Origin of the sequence: Chitinophaga agri (assembly GCF_010093065.1) — a bacterium.
In the GTDB taxonomy this organism is placed as follows: Bacteria; Bacteroidota; Bacteroidia; order Chitinophagales; family Chitinophagaceae; genus Chitinophaga; species Chitinophaga agri.
This window is the reverse complement of record NZ_CP048113.1, coordinates 7,553,380-7,572,785: the sequence shown is the minus strand read 5'-3', so window position 1 is coordinate 7,572,785 and position 19,406 is coordinate 7,553,380. Positions and strand designations below refer to the sequence as shown.

Sequence of the window (19,406 nt, the reverse complement as noted above, 5' to 3'; positions counted from 1 at the left end):
CCGCGAGACGGCGCAGTGGCAGCCGGTTATCAACCAAAATCATGTTAGTGATGAAACTAACCATCTTATTACTGACCGTTGCATTGATGGGGGCCAGTGCAAAAGGAGTCTCTCAGTCCGTTACGCTCTCCGGCAGGAATATTCCCCTGGAGAAAACGTTCGAAACCATCCGCTCCCAGACGGGTTATCATGTGTTCTGCGACCTCCGTTTACTGAAAGAGGCGCCTACAGTGAATGTCAGTGCTGCCAACATGCCGCTGACCGAATTTCTGACCATTATATTCAAAGATCAGCCACTGCAATACCTGATCCGCGAGCAGACCATCTTCGTAAGCAAAAAGGCGTCTTCACCCGTTAAGGAAGAGCAGCCCGGTGCTGTTAATGCAGTGTTCGTCCAGGGTATTGTGCTCGATGACAATGAAAATGTACTATACGGCGCTACCGTGAAGGTAAAAGGCACGGAACGCTCTATCATCAATCAGCAGGACGGCCGTTTCGTGATTACCGTGAATGTCGGCGATGTGCTGATCATCAGCTACGTAGGGTATCAGACGCAGGAAGTGAAGATCTCCAACAGCACCGATCTGACCATCCGGCTGAAACGTGCCACTATCAATATCGATGAAATTAATGTTAAGGTATCTACCGGTTACCAGACGATCTCCAAAGAACGCGCTACCGGTGCCTATAACGTCATCACTGCCGAAGAGCTGCAGGACGTGCCTGCACCCAATATACTGGCGAAACTGGAAGGAAAAGTACCAGGCGTACGGTTTGACATCCGGGCCAACAGGATACAGATCCGCACGATCAACACATACAGTGTGAATACCGCACCGCTGATCGTTATTGACGGATTTCCACTGATCGCTCCCAATACTGATCAGCAGAACCTGACCACACTGGGTAGCGTGCAGTCATCCAATGGTTCCGTGCTCTCTACGCTTAACCCGAACGATATTGAACAGATCACCTTCCTCAAAGATGCGGTAGCCACCTCTATATGGGGTTCCCGCGGTGCAAATGGTGTGATCGTCATCGAAACCAGGAAAGGTAAAAAAGGAGCGCCGACCATCAGTCTCTCGTCCACACTGGGCGTATCAAAGCCGCCCTCCTTCTCTAAACTCCGCTGGATGAGCGCTGCTGAATATGTAGACCTGGAAAGAGAGATGTACGACAAAGGATTCTTTACTGACAATACCACACTGCCCTGGTATTTCCCTTTACAAAATAATAATCCGAGTGAAGTCATCGAATGGCTGTTCAAAGTAAAACGCGGTACGGCTACACAGGCAGAAGCGGACGCAGCACTCGCAGCGATCGGACAGAGAAATAATCAGTCACAGATCCGCAAATATCTGCTGCGCACGGCTATTAATCAGCAACACAACCTGTCCGTATCTGGTGGTGGTGACAATAACACTTATTATATTTCGGCCAACTTCAACAAAGACCTGCCTATCTACCGGAGCAACAGTGCCCAGAACACGATCCTGACCGGTAATTTCACCAATGACCTGTTTAACAAACGCGTAAAACTGAGAACAGGCTTTAACTACCAGTACGCAAAAAGTGTTGCCAACATCGCGGCCGTAGAAGCCATGGGACAATCACTTACCTCCCTCCGTCCTTATGATATGGTGGTAGATGCCAATAACCAGCCAATAAGACGCAGCATTACCATGCGTCCCGAGGTAAATGACAGCCTCGTAAAACTGGGCTATTTACCATTTACCTACAGCCCAGTGGATGAACTGCAGTATGGCAATACCACCACCATGCTCAATATCATCCGCCTGAACACAGGTCTGAACGTGAAGCTGACCAACTGGATGAACCTGGACGTCTCCGGAATGTACCAGCGGAACATCTCCAACATGAATACCAGTAACCAGCTGGAAAGTTATGCTGCCAGGACGATCGTCAATACCGGTACCGTTATCTCACCCGCTACACGCAAACCGGTATACAATGTGCCTTACGGTGGTACCGTGACACTTACGGATATCAATGCCTGGGATTACAACCTGCGGGGCATGCTGAATATCAACTATTCGTTCAACACCGATCACCAGGTGACAGCGATCGCCGGTACTGAGATCAGACAAACCTATGCACAGAGCTATGGTAGTGTCAGATATGGATACGACCCGGCGGCGAATAGCTTCGCTACCGTCAATCCGACCACTCCGTTCATGACCATGTACGGCTGGACAACCACCCTGGGCACCAACCAGACGGGTATATCAGAACAACGTAACCGTTATCTCTCTTACTTTGGCAATGCCGGATACACCTATAAAAACCGGTATAACCTCAGCGGTAGTATGCGCTTTGACGACTATACCCTGCTCGGACTGGATCGCAGCAAACGCGCTAAACCTTTCTGGTCAGCTGGTGTCAAATGGGCCGCTCAGCAGGAAGACTTTATGCAGTCATTCGTGTGGCTGACCAACCTCGCCCTGAGGGCTACCTATGGTACAGGAGGCTCTGTTCCGCTGGGTGGTAGCAATGTACCAGTCATTACACTGAATATGACCGATCCGAGCACGCAACTGCCTATAGCCAGCATCCAGAATCCGGCTAACCAGCAACTGGGATGGGAACTCACCCGTACCACCAACCTGGGTATCGATATTGCCGTGCTGAATAACCGGATCTCGGCCAATGTAGATGCTTATCAGAAGAAAAGTGAAGGGATCCTGGCCACTTTCCCGTTCAACCCTACCTACGGATGGTCATCCCTGAGCTATAACACCGGTACGATGAGAAGTCATGGTATTGAAACAGGTATAACCGCGAAGATCGCTGATCACAAAAACTGGGGGATCACATCCACCTTCAACTTTGCGTACGGTAAGGTAAAAGTGACTGATTCCCGGTTTAATACCACACTCGCTTCTACCATCGTGATGGGTAGCACCATACTGAATGGCTATCCGGTTGGTGCAATGTTCGTGTACAGGTCCGCAGGACTGAACCCGGAGACCGGACAAACACGCATCTATGACAGGAATGACAAGATCATTGAAAGCACCACGCAGTTGACCTCTGCTTTCGACATCCACGATGTTAAATATGTAGGTCAGACCTCAGCACCTTATCACGGTGGATTCTTTAATACCTTCCGCTTTAAGGGCTTTGAACTGGGTGTACAAATGACTTATTACTTCGGACATAAATTCCTGGCACCCTCCATTAATAACTATCCGATGTTCAGTGGTGATTACTATGGTGTTGTCGGAAGACAGGAAGCACTTGCCCACAGATGGCGCAAACCAGGTGATGAGGCATTTACAGATGTACCAGGCCTGAGCAATGTCAACTTTAACAGCATCACCCGTTACAGGTTCTCCGATAAACTGGTAAGAAGCGCTGATAATATCCGTCTTCAACAGATATCGCTGGCATACAACTTCCCGGCAGGTATATTACCAAAGGGTGTCTTCAGAAGCCTGTCTGTGAGCGGCAGCGCACGCAACCTCGGGCTGATCTGGACAAAGAACAAGGAGGGCTATGACCCTGAGTACCTCAACGCCAGCGCAAACTATTACAGTATGCCACCGGTGACCAGCTACCTGTTCAACATCAATGTATCATTCTAACAGTGACCAACATGAAAAGAGTAATATATCTTATGGCGGCCTTACTGGTTGTAACCGGTTGCCGTAAATACGTAGAGATCGATCAGATAGGTACCCGTACCTTTAAATATACCAGTGACTACCGCGCCATACTGGACAACAACAATATTATGGAGGGCGGCATCAGTCTGTCGATCTATTCAGGCGATGACACCCGCCTGCTGGACTCCTCCAAACAGGTAGGGCTCACGGACATCAATGCCAATGCATATACCTGGCAACCACAATACTGGTCGGACATTCAGGGAGATGTAGACTGGGAGAAGCTATACAAGATCATCTATACCTGTAACGAGGTCATGAATGGCGTGCTGACCAGTGAAAAAGGTACGGAAGACGATAAAAAGCAATTGTATGCGGAAGCACTCGTACACCGTGCATATAGCTACTGGTGCCTGGTAAGTCTGTATGCAAAACAGTATGATGCAGCCACCGCAGCAACTGATCCTGGTGTACCATTGCTGCTGACACCAGATTTGTTTGCCAGTCTGAAAAGAGCCAGCGTGGCAACAGTATATAACCAGATCATCAGTGATGTGAAAGAAGCGATACCGGCGCTGCCTGACTTACCGGACTATAATACCCGTCCGGCAAAATCAGCCGCCTATGCGATACTGGCCCGCACCTATCTCGGCATGCGCGACTTCGCCAATGCAAAGCACTATGCGGATCTGAGCCTCTCCATTCAGTCCGACATCCTTGATCTGCGTCAGTATACTACCAATATTGCCGCTTTCCCTTACCGACTAAATGATAAGGAAGTCATCTTCTCCAAGATCGTGAATGGTTTCACCTTCCAGGGTATCCAGCTGGATACGGCGTTGTTATCCCTGCTGGGTGACAAAGACCTGCGCTACACTTTATTTGTAAGACCGGGCGCCAGCTTCTTCCCGGCTTTCACGGGCTATGGCTACTGGCGTTACAGATACAGCCGTGAAGGTAATGCCATTGCCAACGGGCCCACCGTAGCGGAAATGATGCTGGTAAAAGCAGAATGTGCTGCCAGGGAGAATGATGTGAACACCGCGATCGACCTGCTGAATACACTGAGAGAAAAACGTTTCGCTGCGGCAGACTATACCGCCCTGCAGGCAGGTACCGCTGCAGATGCACTGAACAGCGTGGTCAATGAACGCAGGAGAGAGTTCTTCGGCACCGGCTTAAGGTGGCTGGACCAGAAACGCTTAAACAAAGATGCTGCTTTCGCCGCTACAGTTACACGCCGGTTCAAAGGTGTTGATTATACACTGGAACCCAACAGCAACCGCTACGTGTATCCGATCGGACAGAAATACATTCTCCTGAATCCTGAGATTGAGCAGAATCCATAAGTTTCAATCACAAACCAACCATAACCATAACCCACAATCACCTGAGGCTGCCCGGAGGGAACGACCGTTGTCACAGTACGGTCGTTCTCGGGGCCATGCCTTGCAAATCAAACAAATATCATGACTAAATGGATGAGCGCACTGGCGATATCCCTTGGCATCTCCTGCCAGGCATACAGCCAGACAGACAGCGTAAGGTTAAAAGGACTCGGCACACCGGTAGCAGGAGACACGATAAGGCTCAGCTACAATCCTGCCGGCGGGCCCCTGGAGGGGAAAGAGAACATACAGGGCATCATCTATATGTTCAATGATTATCACTGGGTAGCCGACGATATTACACTCAGCCGGCACAAAGGCACATGGGATGGTAAGTATGGCATACCGGCCAACTGTGCATTCGTTGCCATCAAATTTGTGACAGAAGAAAATGGCTTTGTGAACCTGGCCGATAACAATAATGACTTCGGATATGTAGCGACTACCGTAAATAAGGAAGGTGCAAAACTGCCTGGTAGCGTACTCGCCTGGGGCATTTTCCGCAGACCATCTGCACACCTCGCACCAGAAGGATACTTCGAAAAATTCAATATCAGTGATGAAGCACTGGAAATGTGGGTGAGAAAAGAGATGAAAGACTTCCCGCAGAACATGCCAAAGTTCTTCGACAGCTACCTGGCTATGCTCCAGGTGTCAAAAGGAGACGAGTTTGCAGCAGTAGCGCCACGCAATCTGGAACGCTTCGGACAAATGCCAGACATCGGTGAAGCTGGCTACCAGCTTATCTGGGACACCTACCGATTCAAAATAAAAGACGCACAGAAAGCAGATTCCGTAAAGCAGGTCATTATCCGGAAATTCCCCCACGGCAGGGTAATGCGCTTTGACGCGTACAATGCCGCAGCTACTCCCAACACTGCACCCGAAGAAAAGATCGCCAGGCTGGAAAAATTCCTGCAGGACTTCCCGGTCGCAGCATATCGAAAAGATGGACAGGTAACACAAAACTTCATATACCTGAACACTTACAGAGCACTGGCTACCCTGTATTTCGACAAGGGCATGTTTGACAAATTCCTGGCACTGATACCTGAACTGAACTTCGCTACACTGAACGAGATCTACCATGGTAACATCTTTAAAGCTTTTGGGTTGAAACTGGTACCGCTGGAACAGCTTTACCCTATCTCTAAAGCCTACATAGATGCAATGTCGCAGAAAGTTAATGACCTGTCTTACCAGGAAGGCACACGCTACACGCCCAGACAGGCCAGAGACAACGCCATAAAGCAACTGGACTCTAAGTTGATGATACACATCCGTTTACTAACCAAAATGGGTAAATACAGCGAAGCAACTCCCTACCTCGCTCAACTGTCTGAAGCCGCCAGATACAGCAACGTTAAGCTGAACGAAGCCAGACTGACTATCCTGGAGAACACCGGCAACAAAAAAATGCTGCTACCTACACTCGAAATGTGTATCAGCACCAATGCAGCCTCTCCTGAAATGATCGAACAGCTGAAAAAGCTGTATGTAGAAAGAAAGGGGAATGCTGATGGCTTCGAGAAATATATAGAGTCACTCAAATCGGCTGAAGACATTGCCAAAACAAAAGAAGAAATAAAAGCGGCACTGATCAATATTCCCTATAAAGCTTTCCGTCTGAAAGACATGGATGGTAAAACTGTCAATAGTGCTGACTGGAAAGATAAGATCGTGGTACTGGACTTCTGGGCCACCTGGTGCGGCCCCTGCAAAATGGCTTTCCCTGGTATGCAGATGGCGGTAGACAAATACGCGACCGACCATGGTGTAGGATTCTATTTTATCTCTATAGAGGAAAATGACAAGGAGTACAAAAACGAAGTGAAGAAATATATCAAATCTTCCGGCTATCGTTTTAATGTACTCTTCGATGAAACAGATAGCAAAACAGGTAACAACAGGGGCGTATTCGGATCGATGACACCCATCTTCAAGTCATCCGCGATCCCAAGGAAAGTAGTGGTTAAAAACGGCGTAATACGCTATACAGCGGAAGGGTACCAGGGTAGCCCAAGCAAATTATATGACGAACTGACTTACGTAATTGAAATATTAAAAGCAGAAAAGTAATGCGGAAATTTATTTTGTTAACTGCCATGGTGGGTTGTATTGCTATACAGCCCGCCATGTCGCAACGCCGGTCGCTCGATACGGCTAACTACAGGGAATGGAACCAGGTAGCCAGCCCCGCGGTCTCTTACGATGGCACATGGGCGGTCTACAGCATCACAGAGAATGAAGTAAGTACCCGGTACCTTGTGAACACAGGCAGCGGCAAGACCATTAAACTGGAAGACGCTGACAATCCGGAGTTCTTCAATGCAGGTAAATGGATGAAATATGGCCAGAACAAAAATGGCCAGTCCTCCATCCTGCTGACTCGCCTGAAAGACGGCAAACAACTGCCCTGGATGAAAAGCGGCTATATCCTGACCAGTGCCTCCTCTCCGTGGATGTCCTACACCAACTGGCAGAATGGTGCAGCTAACGCTTTCCTGTACAACGTCGATACACAGGACAGCCTGGTACTCAATGGCACCGCCAAATTCTCCCTCTATGATAATGACCGCGCTATCCTGTTCCTCCAGAAAGACCAGCTGATGGCAGGACCATTAAAGGGAACAGCCAAACCGGTTTTTGAGGGTACGGTCAGTGATTTTACTTTCCGCAAGGAAACACAGGAGGGCACTTTCCTCTCAGGATCGGCACTTTATGCCTTCTCCCTGAAGACGGGTAAACATACCCTGCTGCTGGATTATAAAGATATTCCGGCGCCCGCCGGATACACCATCCGGCCAAAGACATATGACATTTCAGCCAACGCTGAACATGTATTGCTGGAAGTAGCTTATAACGGTAAGCAGCCCAAAATGCAAAGACCTGCCAATACCGGCTTCGAACTGGAACTCTGGACATGGAACGAACCTGTCTCCCAGCGCCGCCAGCGCAAAGGTGTATATAACGGCACGCAGATGGACGATGCTCAGTTCATCTATCATATAGCCGAAAAGAAAGTCGTGGAAGTGGCACCGGAAAAAGCAGGCCGGCTACTCGCACCAGAGGCGGAAAATTATGACTACGCCTTCATCGCGGATAGCAAACCTTATGTCCCGATGGTCGACTGGAAATATGATACCAATGCCGACATCTACCTGGTGAATGTACACACCGGTGAACGCAGGTTGCTGGCAAAGGACTGCGGAGAGAATCCGATCTGGAGCCCTAACGGTAAATATGCCGTGATCTTCAACCAGGAAAAGAAAGAATGGCAGGTACTCGACCCGCAGGCTGGTGTATTCAAAGCGATCTCCGGACAGATAGGTCAGGCACTATACGATGAAGAACATGATCATCCGTCCCTGGCTCATTCCTATGGTCTTGCAGGATGGACGGACAATGGTAATACCGCACTGGTCTATGACAGATATGATATCTGGGCGATCAACCTGGAAGGCAAACAGGCTGTCCGCTGTATTACGAATGGCTATGGCCGCGCACACCAGGTAACACTCAGATGGATGTCTACTCCGTTCATCAGTCATGTGGACCTGACAAAGTCAATGTACCTGCAGAGCTTCAACGAGCGGACCAAGTCGGCTGGCGTATATCAGCTGACTGCAGGTAAAGGAGTTACACTGCTCACCGATAACCCGGGTTACTCGGTAAGTGTAGGTGCTATATCCGGCGACGGCAGTAGTTTCGTGTACTTCAAACAGAACTTCCACACCTTCCCCGACCTGTGGTTCAGCAAGACTGGTTTCAAAAAGGAACAACGCCTCACAGATGCCAATCCGCAACAACAAAAATATACCTGGGGTACGGCGAAACTGGTAGAATGGAAAAATTATGAAGGGAAACAGAACCAGGGAGTGCTGTATGTGCCAGAAGGGTATGACAGCACGAAGACCTACCCGATGATCGTAGACTTCTATGAAACACATAGCGGTGAACTGCATAAATACTTTGCTCCTGAATACAGTACCAGCACCATTGATATTCCAACTTATGTCAGCAATGGCTATGTAGTGTTCCGTCCTGACATTCATTACAAAATCGGGTTTCCTGGTGAAAGCACCTATAATGCTGTTGTAAGTGGTACAGAAGAAATGATCAGAAGAGGGGTAGCTGATAAGAACAGGATAGGCTTACAGGGACATAGCTGGTCCGGCTTCCAGGTATATTACCTGGTAACACGCACCAACATCTTCACTTGTGTAAATGCAGGTGCAGGTGTATCCAATGCAACCTATAACTATTTCGCAATCCGCCAGAACGGAGCGCCCTGCCTGTTCAAATACGAAGTAGAGCAAAGCCGTATCGGTAAAACACTGTGGACTGGCAGAGAAGAGTTCATCCAAAGCTCTCCTATCTTCAACGCAGATAAGATACAGACACCACTGCTGATCTTCCATAACGACAAAGACGGTGCTGTCGCCTTCACACAGGGCCTGGATATGTTCATTGCGATGCGCAGACTGGGCAGGCCGGCCTGGTTGCTCAACTATAAAGGGGAGAACCACTCGCTGGGCTCATTGGAAGCACAGCAGGACTGGACACTCCGTATGGGGCAGTTCTTCGACCACTACCTGAAAGGCAAGCCAATGCCAAGATGGATGAAGGAAGGGATCAGTGTAGATGAACGCAATGTAGACCAGAAATACGACTATTGATTTTTTTTCATAAGCATAATACATAACGGCTGCCAACTATCGAGTACAAGCCCTGAGATTTAGATGTAAACGCAAAAGGGTATCCTGCATAATGGATACCCTTTTCAATTATGGTGTGTTGAAAACGATCAGCCTAATACAGATGCAACGGGTGGTTGTACCATGAAATTGTTTGGGATAACCGGCAGATCCACTCCCAGGAAGGTTGCATAATTACTCAGTGCATGCTGTGAACCCGCCTGTAAGAACCAGTCTCTCAGCGTAGGCGCTTCATAGTCCTTGTAAAGGGCAGTACCAAATATGAAGTAATTCCTGCTCTCCTGCTGATACTTATATAGCAGGAATATACCACCTAACATTAGAAACGCTTCCTGCAACGATACGGTCACATCCTCGAAGGTAGTCGTAATATCAGCAGCAGCCGGCTTAGGAATATATAAGAGACCTGTCAGAATGAGCCTGTCTGCCACCGGGCAATTAGGAATGATATCATTTACATTCTGATAGTGATAAGCATCAGGCAACTTATTGTCCAGGTCCTGTGCAAAGGCCGCATTGCCGGCAGCAGGCGCCGCAAAGGTGAACAGGGACAGATTATTATTGACATAACCAGGCGTAGTGATCTGACTCACCAGGTACGAAGCATATACATTCGCCATATTACCTCCCAGGCTATGACCTGTGATCAGTAATTGCTTACCGGCGCCGATCACTTTCTGTTGCAGGAACTGGATCAGGGAAAGTCCTGAATGGAGCGAATCCTGCATGTGCTGCATGTTGTCAAATGCAAGATAAGCGCCGTTGCTTATCACGGCGCCGGCAGCAGCCGCATAGGTCCAGTCTGTCTGTTTCATCACATTAAGATCTTCCAGTATCCAGTTGGCGAAGGCATCCCACTTCTCAAATATGTCCTGCGGTGGCAAAGAACCACGGATAGCAAGTGCGAAGGTATCCCCAGCGGCATCTGATGCGATGAAGGCATAGTTGCCGTCAGGGGTTTCCACTCCATTCCAGACGATCTGCCAGCCGGGAAGATAGGTGCCGATGTCACCGGACGGATTGGAACTGTAAGTAAGAAAACAAAGCCATACGGCTGTGGAAGCTTGTGCGGGCTGTCCGCTGTTACTGGTAACGTTAGGGGTAATGGGCTTCATTGTTATGTGGTTTATAGTTGTTAAACGGGAACCGGTAATGTAAAGACGTGGTGTTATGGTCAATGAGTCACAACTAAGGTAATAAGTTTCCCGGATTTTCGGCCACCTCGCTGCCTACATTTAATAAAATGATGATCAACGGAATAGCGGAGTCTGCTGTGAGCAAAAACCTTTTTTTTAGGTGTCCATAGGACACTATAGGATACTTATTCGCATGCTTAATTGTAGTATAGTGTTTGTTTAACATGATTCCACAAATTCTCACCGTTATGAAGAAACGTTGTTTACCTTACTATGTCCTGCTGTCACCTATGCGATCGCGTACAACAACAGCAATTACCGTTACCATCTTTCAATACGACAAAACCGTTCAGCTTTAATACTACCGGCAGGCAATACCATCCAGACTGACAATACTGACGCTAAAAGCCCGGCAGTACACAACTATTGAACCGCCCGTTTTGAAGAACAGACAGTGAAGACAACAGATAAGTTGACCACATTCCCCTACGATCCGCTTCTGTGAAAACTTTGGAAAGACAGTCAACCGTAACAGACGAATAACAGTGACCAGGAACAGTTCCTTCAAACCGGCACTTTCATCATCAACCATCCTCTTACCAGGCGAAGCATTCGCATAGCGAACTGCTGAGAGACCTGTTATTGCTATTACCATCAGGACACACCGTGTCCTGATATGGACCTGCTATTTTCTTTTTTCCGGGGGGATCAAATCACAGCACAGGCATTCATTCAGCATCACCATCAACTCTTTGACTTTACAATCGCTTACATTATGAATAACAAAACTACCCTGTTAAAGCGTGTCTTCCTCACTGCACTCCCGTTGCTGATCTCATTGTGCCTATCCGCACAAAAGGCCTTCCGTGTAACGGGTAGAGTGACGGACACTAATCAGCAACCGCTGGAAGGTGTGACAGTGATGGAGCCTGGCACACAGCACATGACCACCACCAAACCAGATGGGTCTTTTTCCCTCCAGGTAAACTCCGGCAGTTCTTCACTCGCCTTCAGCTTTGTCGGCTTTGACAAACAACAGCTGCCTGTACGCAACCGTGCCACTATTGATGTCATTTTACAATCGGTATCCAAAGCGATCAATGAAGTGGTCGTAGTCGGTTACGGCTCACAGCGCAAAAGTGACGTCACCGGATCACTGACCAGCCTCTCCGCCAAAACAATACAGGAACGCCCGGTCGCCAACCTCGCACAGGCTATGCAGGGAAAAGCTGCCGGCATAAACGTTACGACCAATATCAAGCCCGGAGAGGTGCCTTCCATACGCATACGCGGTACCCGCTCGGGCAATACCTCCAATGAACCGCTGTATGTAGTCGATGGTGTACCTATCGTATCTGTACTGGGTGTCAATTCCTTTTCTATCAATGACCTGAACCCCAACGATATCTCCTCCGTAGAGATCCTGAAAGACGCATCTGCTACTGCTATCTATGGTTCCAGAGGTGCCAATGGTGTCATACTGGTCACGACGAAAAAAGGCACCCGTGGAAAGATGTCCGTCAGCCTTTCTTCTACCGTTTCATTCGACAGCTATAAATCGCTCACCGACTGGATCAGTGGGGGTGAATACATTGACCGCCTTCGCAATGGTCTCATCAACGGCAGGCGTTACCAGCCTGGCGCACCGGCTGACCTCAAAGTAGCGCCGCAGCAATGGTACGCCGACCCGCACCTGGATAGCCTGAACTTCTCTGCCTCAGGCGTAACAAGCAACTACAACGAACTGCTCGCAGCTGCCATGAAAGGATACGAATGGAACAGCGATGGCAGCGTGAAAATGAGAGCGACAACGGCTGCTGAACAGGCACTCGGCTGGCCAGCCATGGTACCGGTATATAACTCCGCCAATATACCCACCTTCAACTGGAGAGACGCCGTGACCCGCATGGGTATTACTCAAAACCATCAGGTAGCTGTTTCTTCCGGAACAGACGTTTCCAGACTGTACATGTCACTCGGTTATAACAAACAGACCGGCGTTCAGCGTGATCAGGACTTCGAACGTTTTAACCTGAATATGAACGGCGATATCAATGCCAATAAATGGTTCTCCATGGGTATGTCCGTCATTGCCTCCCTCTCCAAACAAAACTACGGCACCACTGCCAATCAGGGTAATACTGGTGCAAAAGACCTGTTCGGCCGCGCTATCGAGCAATATCCCTGGGCACTACCTACTGATGAAAGTGGCAACTATGTACGGAATGCCGGTGGCAATCTGAATATGTGGAACCCGCTGGTTGATATCGGGCAGGGACTCAATGAACGCCGCTCCTCTTCTGCGCTCGGCAATCTCTACACCGAAATAAAATTCACGCCCTGGCTGAAATACCGTACGAACTTCGGCGCCCAGATCAGGAACTATCGTAGCGGCGCCTGGACCGGTCCCAATATTACCGCGCACCTTGGTGCGAGGGCCAACACCGCATCTTATGCCCGCGAAGAAAATTTCTCCTGGGTAATGGAAAACCTGCTCTATTTTGATAAGAACCTTGGCAAGGCGCACGCTCTTGGCGTGACCCTGTTACAATCCGCACAGAAGTCACGCAGAGAAAATACCAGTACCAGTGTAGGTGGTCTCGTCATACCGCTCAGTCTATGGTATGACCTGGCATCTAACACGCAGGGGAATCCTGGCATCGGTACCGGATTCACAGAAAATACGCTTGGCTCCTTTATGGGTAGGGTCAACTATACATTGCTGAATAAATACCTGTTAACGGCTTCCGGCCGCTGGGATGGTTCCTCTGTATTATCCCCCGGCAATAAATGGGCCTTCTTCCCCTCCTTCGCCCTTGCCTGGAAAATGCAGGAAGAAAAATTCATTCATAATGCCACCTGGATCAACGAACTGAAACCCCGTATCGGCTATGGTGTGACGGGCAACTCCTCCGTCGCTCCTTATACAACGACTGGCCCGCTGAGCCGCAACAACTATGTATTTGGCTCAACACCTGCCATCGGTGCGTTACCTCAGTCTGTACAGAACCCGGATCTCAGCTGGGAGAAAACAGCGCAGATGAATGTGGGTGTCGACTTTTCCATACTGGACAACCGTATCTCCGGCTCCGCAGAATATTACGTCCAGCATACCTCGGACCTGCTCTTCACCAGAGATATCCCTGCCCTGTCAGGTTATGTCACCAAGATCATGAACATCGGTAAATCCAGGAACCGCGGAGTAGAGATCACCCTGAACACTGTCAACGTACAGACCAAAGACTTTACATGGAGCACAGAGATCAACTGGAGCCGCAACCGGGAAGAGATCGTGGAACTGATCAATGGTAAGGAAGATATCATTGGCTCACGCCTGTTCATCGGACAGCCATGGCAGGTATTCTACCAGCTACAGCATGATGGTATCTGGGGGAGTACGCCAAAGGAACTGGAAGAAATGGAAAAGTTCAAAACTACCGGCGGACTTGACTTCCGACCCGGCACCGTGAGAGTGGTCGATCAGAACGGTGACTACAAAATAGATGCAGATGATTATGTCATCAGAGGTACGCCCAGACCTAAATGGTATGGCGGTATCACCAATACATTCCGGTATAAAGGTATCAGTCTGAGTACATTCATTTACACCCGTATCGGACAGACCTATTTTGGTGGTTATCCAGGTACATTCGGCAGAAATGAAAAAGACTTCTGGAGCTGGACCAACCAAAGCGGCAAATGGCCTTTACAGATGCTGGGCACCACCGGCTACACCAACATTGCTTCGGCTATGCAATATGCAGATGGCTCTTTTGCGGTCGTGAGAAACATCTCGCTGACCTATGACATCCCTTCTACATTACTGAGCAGGGCAAACATAAAGAACGCACAGTTCAACATACAGGTACTGAATCCCTTCATCTTCGGCGGGGATGTAGTGAAAATGGGTATCAACCCGGATGATGAAACTAACTGGTCATCTGAGTCACAACCCAATTCATTTAACACTAATCCGCTGGGCGGCATCAACAACAACACCATCCTTCCACGCAGCGTAGTGCTGGGAGTAAGGGTCGGACTCTGATCGTTCACGATATTAAATAACTGGTATGAAAAAATATCTCCTGATACTGATACTTATTACAGCAGGCAACATATCCTGTAGAAAATTCCTGGACGAAAAACAGGTATCCAATCTGACACAGGATTACTACAATACGGAAGACGGGCTCAATGGTCTCATTAACGGACTATACGTATATGCCCGTGTAAAACACGAGTGGGACGGCAATGGTGCACGACTCACACAGGGTGAGACAGATGCCTACATGACCAGCGATAACACCTATGCCACGCTGACAGCAACCCGCTATGGTTCAAACGTGAGCAGCATCACCGGCAATGTCTATAACTATCTGGGCGCCGCTAACGCCAGCAACGCGCCTATGGGTGCCTATCCACAGATCAATAACTGTAACATCGCGCTGGATATTATAGAAAGAATAAGACCCGGCAAGTTCGGCGCCGACGAAACTTACCGCAAAACAAGACGGGCAGAGGTACTGTTCCTGCGCGCCTGGGCATATTTCCTGATCACGAATCAGCTCGGAGATGCACCGCTGCTCCTGGTGCCCAGAAGAGAAGACAACCAGATATACTATTACCCCAAGGCCAAACTGGAAGATATCTATAAACAGATCATCAGTGATATGCGGGAAGCCTATGAAGACTTACCACTCACTATCACCGACCGTGGACGTGCAGGTAAACTGGCAGCGGGACACTTTCTGGCTAAGCTTTACCTGAGCCGTGCACAGGCAGCTCCATTTATGAACAACGCAGAAAAGCATCTCAGCATGTTGTACAAAGGGAATGTACCGACAGACCTTGACTCGGCCATCACGCTGAGTACGGAAGTGATCAATGCCGCAGGTGGCCCTTCCGGCCTGGCGCCAGATTACTGGACACTCTTCGACCCCAAGGTATCTGAAACAACGCCCCACAAAGAAGTGTTATGGGCCGCGCAGTTTGATGTCAATACGTCACTGAACGGTCGCTTTGGCAACCGTTCAGCAAACTACCATACCGGCAACTATACTGATGCTACCGGCGTGATACGCTCTATGGCCTACGGCCGTCCTTTCGGCACTTTCAAGGCGACCGACTTTGGGTATGACGTCTTTACTGATAAAGTGCATGATTCCAGGTATTACAAAACCTTCCAGTACGAGTATATCCGCAATGGTACCGCCGGATTTACCTGGACAGCCGCCGCCGCTGCCTGGTGGAACGCGCACAAGCCTGCCGGAGAGGCAGCAGTGAATCCGGGCGATCCAAGAGCACTACCTGGCAAAAGAGCCCTTATCTACCTGGAAAATCAACAGTCAGAGGCGCTGGACTCTACCACGGTTATGAGTCAGCCCTATCAGTTCATCGTACGTTGGGTAAAGTCGGACGTCACCGGCAGGTACTACTACCGCCTTAATTACAATCAGAACGCTATCGGTCTGAATACCGGTGCCCCCTCTCCTTATCTCTCTGTAAAGAAGTACGTCGATCCGCTGAGAGGTGGTAGTGCCGATGAAAGCAACTTTAACAGTGAAAGTGGTACCAGGGACGCTATCCTTATCAGACTGGCAGAGACCTACCTGCTACGTGCCGAAGCATATGGCCGTAAAGGCATTTATGACAGGGCGGTGGATGATATCAATGTGCTGCGCCAGCGTGCCGCATACAAAGCAGGGGAAAGCCGGCCGGAAGTACTGGTTCAATGGGAACCAAAAGCAGCCGCGCTGAATACACCCGAAAAAATATCTCCCTACCCTGCTGATGGCAGTTCCTATAATGCGATCCGTATTACGATCAACCAGTTCACTCCCGGCACACCGGAAGCATTAGCGGAACACTATATTCCAACAGCTACCAGCATGCAGGACATGTTCATCCAGTTCATCTACAATGAAAAGACAAGGGAACAACTGGCAGAGGGTGTACTGTGGGAGGATCTGCATAATGCGGGGATCCTGTATGAACGCACTATTTACCTGAACCAGATGGCGTCTCCGCTATCAGGCCGCTGGCCGGGTGCTAGCAATACGGCGAATGGTAATGGACAGGACGGCAATGGTAAAGGGCAGATGAAAAAAGAATTTACATTCAGACCCTGGCCGAATGATTTCCTGAGACAGCTGACCGATGAGAATGGACAGGCGTTAGATCCGTCGGCACTGGCTGCGTACCAGAATCCAGGATACTGATGCAACAACAGTAGGTCTTAACTACACCTTGCATGTATAATTGTCAACACTTCCCTCCCCTGCATGCGGTCTGGAAACAATTAAAAGGGGCTGGCATAATTGCTGTATTTCTTTTTGTAACTAAAACATCCGGTCATGAGATTTATAGGAACGAAACTACACGGCTACCTCGATTATATCGTGGCAGTCCTGCTAATAGCAGCCCCCTGGATCTTCGGGTTCTATCAGGGCGGTGCGGAAAGCTGGGTACCGGTGGGAATGGGTCTTTTTACCATTGTTTATAGTCTGCTGACCGACTATGAGCTGGGTATTTCTCACAGACTGAATATGAGTACACATCTGACCCTGGACGTTATTTCAGGTATCCTGCTGGCGTTGTCTCCCTGGCTGCTGAATTTTGCGGCAGATGTCTGGCTTCCGCATTTAGCGGTAGGTATACTTGAAATGGGCGTTGCATCGGCCACAAAGATCATAGCAGGCACAAACGCTAAAAGCTTCGCAAATATTTGACACTATCTCAATTATCAGAGGTGACGCATTCCCTGTCCAGGGAATGCTTTTTCTATTAATGCTGTTTGGTACATCGTTTGTGCCTTAAATGGTCAACTAACCCAACAATACATCGCATAATGATGTTAATATTCGTGTTTACTCAGATCTAAAGTATAATCCATGGCTAAAGTTGCAATCATTTATTACAGTCAGACAGGCACTACCCATCTGCTGGCAAAGGCAGTAGAGGACGGCGCAAAGGCCGCTGGTGCGGAAACCCGTCTCTTAAAGGTAAAAGAGACTGCGCCGGATGAGCTCTGGGGCAATAACCCGGTATGGAAACAGCATATCGAAGAGACGTCCGGCATAGCCGAGGCCACCAACGAGGACCTGGAATGGGCCGACGCGATCATTTTCGGTTCACCGACCCGATACGGTCTGCCGGCAGCACAGATGAAGGCATTCATTGATCAGACGGGGGCCTTATGGGCAAAGGGCGCCCTGACCGACAAGGTCGGTTCCTCTTTTACCACAACGGCGACCCAGCACGGTGGACAGGAAGCGACCATCCTGGCCCTGAACACTGCCTTTTATCACTGGGGTATGATCATCGTGGCTCCTGGCTATGTCGAACCCAGCCAGTTCCAATCGGGTAACCCCTATGGCGCTTCCTTTACCTCTAACAATGGTAAACTGGACCCGGATGAAGTGGCCATCACAGCCGGCAAACTCCAGGGACGCCGGGTAGCCGAGATCGCAGCCAGGTTAAAGGGCGCATAGATAATGCCACCCATTGTATGTGCCGAAGTATATTCAGAGGGGCCACTGTGGCCCCTTTTCCGGCTCTACCCTACAACACTTCCGGGAAAACGATTGTAGCCGAAAATGTTTATTTTTGAAAGAAAAATGAAGTTCGTACTACTATCTATTTGCTTAGCCCTCTGCATACCTGTCGTGTCGTTCTCCCAGTCACAGAAAAATGAAATTCCCTTTACCCTGCTGGAATCCGGCCATATCCTGGTCAAAGCGAAAATTGACGGCGTTGAAGGCAATTTCATATTTGATACAGGTGCTGGACTCACCGTTTTTGTAAAATCTTTCTTTGAGAAACTCAAACAGGTCACGAAAGAAGATGGTGGTTACACCGGCTTCCGTGCTACCGGTGAACGCCTGGACATCGACCTGTATAAAGTGAAGAATGTTGAATTTGGTCCGGTTAAAAAGGCCGTAGAGGAAATCAGCTATCTGGATGCTAACCTCGGCGGCATTGATGGTATCCTCTCCCTGAAACTGGTGGAATCAATGCCTTTCACCATCGACTTTGATAAAAAAGTACTGCGTTTCGAATCTGCCCAGACCCTGTCCGATATCAGAAAGAAAGCGAAGAGCATTCCGGTACAGCTGGAACAATCCAGGGATAAGTCACTCACGATCTTCTCCTACTTCAAGGTCAATGATACACTCAACCTGCAACTTTCCCTGGATAGCGGGGCAGGAAAAGAGATCTACCGGCTCAATGCCAAATACCTGAAACAACTGGGTGTGGATGTCAATGACACACTGAAAGTGAAGACTTTCGAGAAAAAGAGTGAGTTCAATCCCGACCATATTTCACATATCTATGTTACTTCCATTAGTAGCATCGCGGCGGCAGCAGCACCTTCCGTCAGCAAAAAGGACTTCCGTGTACAGTTCCTGGATGGCCTGATCTATGACGGCATCATCTGGATCAACTGGCTGGGTTCAAAGATCACTTTTGACCTCGATAAAAAAGTTTTGTTAGTACAAGGTTAAAATCAAACATATTAAGCAAATTTTAAGCTCCCGG

At 49.0% G+C, this 19,406-nt stretch carries 10 protein-coding genes; 9 read left to right on the top strand and 1 reads right to left on the bottom strand.

Features of this window, described 5'->3' with window-relative positions:
- The first annotated feature begins 50 nt into the window (after positions 1 to 50).
- The 4 genes from GWR21_RS29845 to GWR21_RS29830 all read left to right on the top strand — a co-directional run bounded on the left by GWR21_RS29845 (position 51) and on the right by GWR21_RS29830 (position 9,693).
- Complete coding sequence (locus tag GWR21_RS29845; protein WP_162335342.1) at positions 51 to 3,605, top strand: SusC/RagA family TonB-linked outer membrane protein; 3,555 nt, start codon at positions 51 to 53, stop codon at positions 3,603 to 3,605.
- Positions 3,606 to 3,616: 11 nt separating this feature from the next.
- Entirely contained in the window at positions 3,617 to 4,975 is a 1,359-nt protein-coding gene (locus tag GWR21_RS29840; protein WP_162335341.1) for a RagB/SusD family nutrient uptake outer membrane protein, read from the top strand.
- 120 nt (positions 4,976 to 5,095) lie between these two features.
- On the top strand, positions 5,096 to 7,093 hold the full coding sequence (locus GWR21_RS31785) for a TlpA family protein disulfide reductase (RefSeq protein WP_317165765.1): 1,998 nt from the start codon (positions 5,096 to 5,098) through the stop codon (positions 7,091 to 7,093).
- Complete coding sequence (locus tag GWR21_RS29830; protein WP_162335340.1) at positions 7,093 to 9,693, top strand: S9 family peptidase; 2,601 nt, start codon at positions 7,093 to 7,095, stop codon at positions 9,691 to 9,693. The genes GWR21_RS31785 and GWR21_RS29830 overlap by 1 nt, the downstream gene beginning before the upstream one ends.
- A 128-nt stretch (positions 9,694 to 9,821) precedes the next feature.
- On the opposite strand, the gene GWR21_RS29825 is transcribed toward GWR21_RS29830, so the two are convergent.
- On the bottom strand, positions 9,822 to 10,847 hold the full coding sequence (locus GWR21_RS29825; protein WP_162335339.1) for a lipase family protein: 1,026 nt from the start codon (positions 10,845 to 10,847) through the stop codon (positions 9,822 to 9,824).
- Between the two features lie 796 nt (positions 10,848 to 11,643).
- On the opposite strand from GWR21_RS29825, the gene GWR21_RS29820 reads away from it, so the two are divergent.
- The 5 genes from GWR21_RS29820 to GWR21_RS29800 all read left to right on the top strand — a co-directional run bounded on the left by GWR21_RS29820 (position 11,644) and on the right by GWR21_RS29800 (position 19,372).
- Positions 11,644 to 14,913: a SusC/RagA family TonB-linked outer membrane protein gene (locus tag GWR21_RS29820; protein ID WP_162335338.1), complete on the top strand. Its 3,270-nt coding sequence runs from the start codon at positions 11,644 to 11,646 to the stop codon at positions 14,911 to 14,913.
- 25 nt (positions 14,914 to 14,938) lie between these two features.
- Complete coding sequence (locus GWR21_RS29815) at positions 14,939 to 17,086, top strand: RagB/SusD family nutrient uptake outer membrane protein (RefSeq protein ID WP_162335337.1); 2,148 nt, start codon at positions 14,939 to 14,941, stop codon at positions 17,084 to 17,086.
- A gap of 135 nt (positions 17,087 to 17,221) precedes the next feature.
- Positions 17,222 to 17,596, top strand: coding sequence for an SPW repeat domain-containing protein (locus GWR21_RS29810; protein ID WP_162335336.1), 375 nt, complete (start codon positions 17,222 to 17,224; stop codon positions 17,594 to 17,596).
- 162 nt (positions 17,597 to 17,758) lie between these two features.
- Positions 17,759 to 18,358: an NAD(P)H:quinone oxidoreductase gene (wrbA, locus tag GWR21_RS29805; RefSeq protein ID WP_162335335.1), complete on the top strand. Its 600-nt coding sequence runs from the start codon at positions 17,759 to 17,761 to the stop codon at positions 18,356 to 18,358.
- 126 nt (positions 18,359 to 18,484) lie between these two features.
- Complete coding sequence (locus GWR21_RS29800) at positions 18,485 to 19,372, top strand: retropepsin-like aspartic protease (RefSeq protein ID WP_162335334.1); 888 nt, start codon at positions 18,485 to 18,487, stop codon at positions 19,370 to 19,372.
- Positions 19,373 to 19,406: the final 34 nt, after the last annotated feature.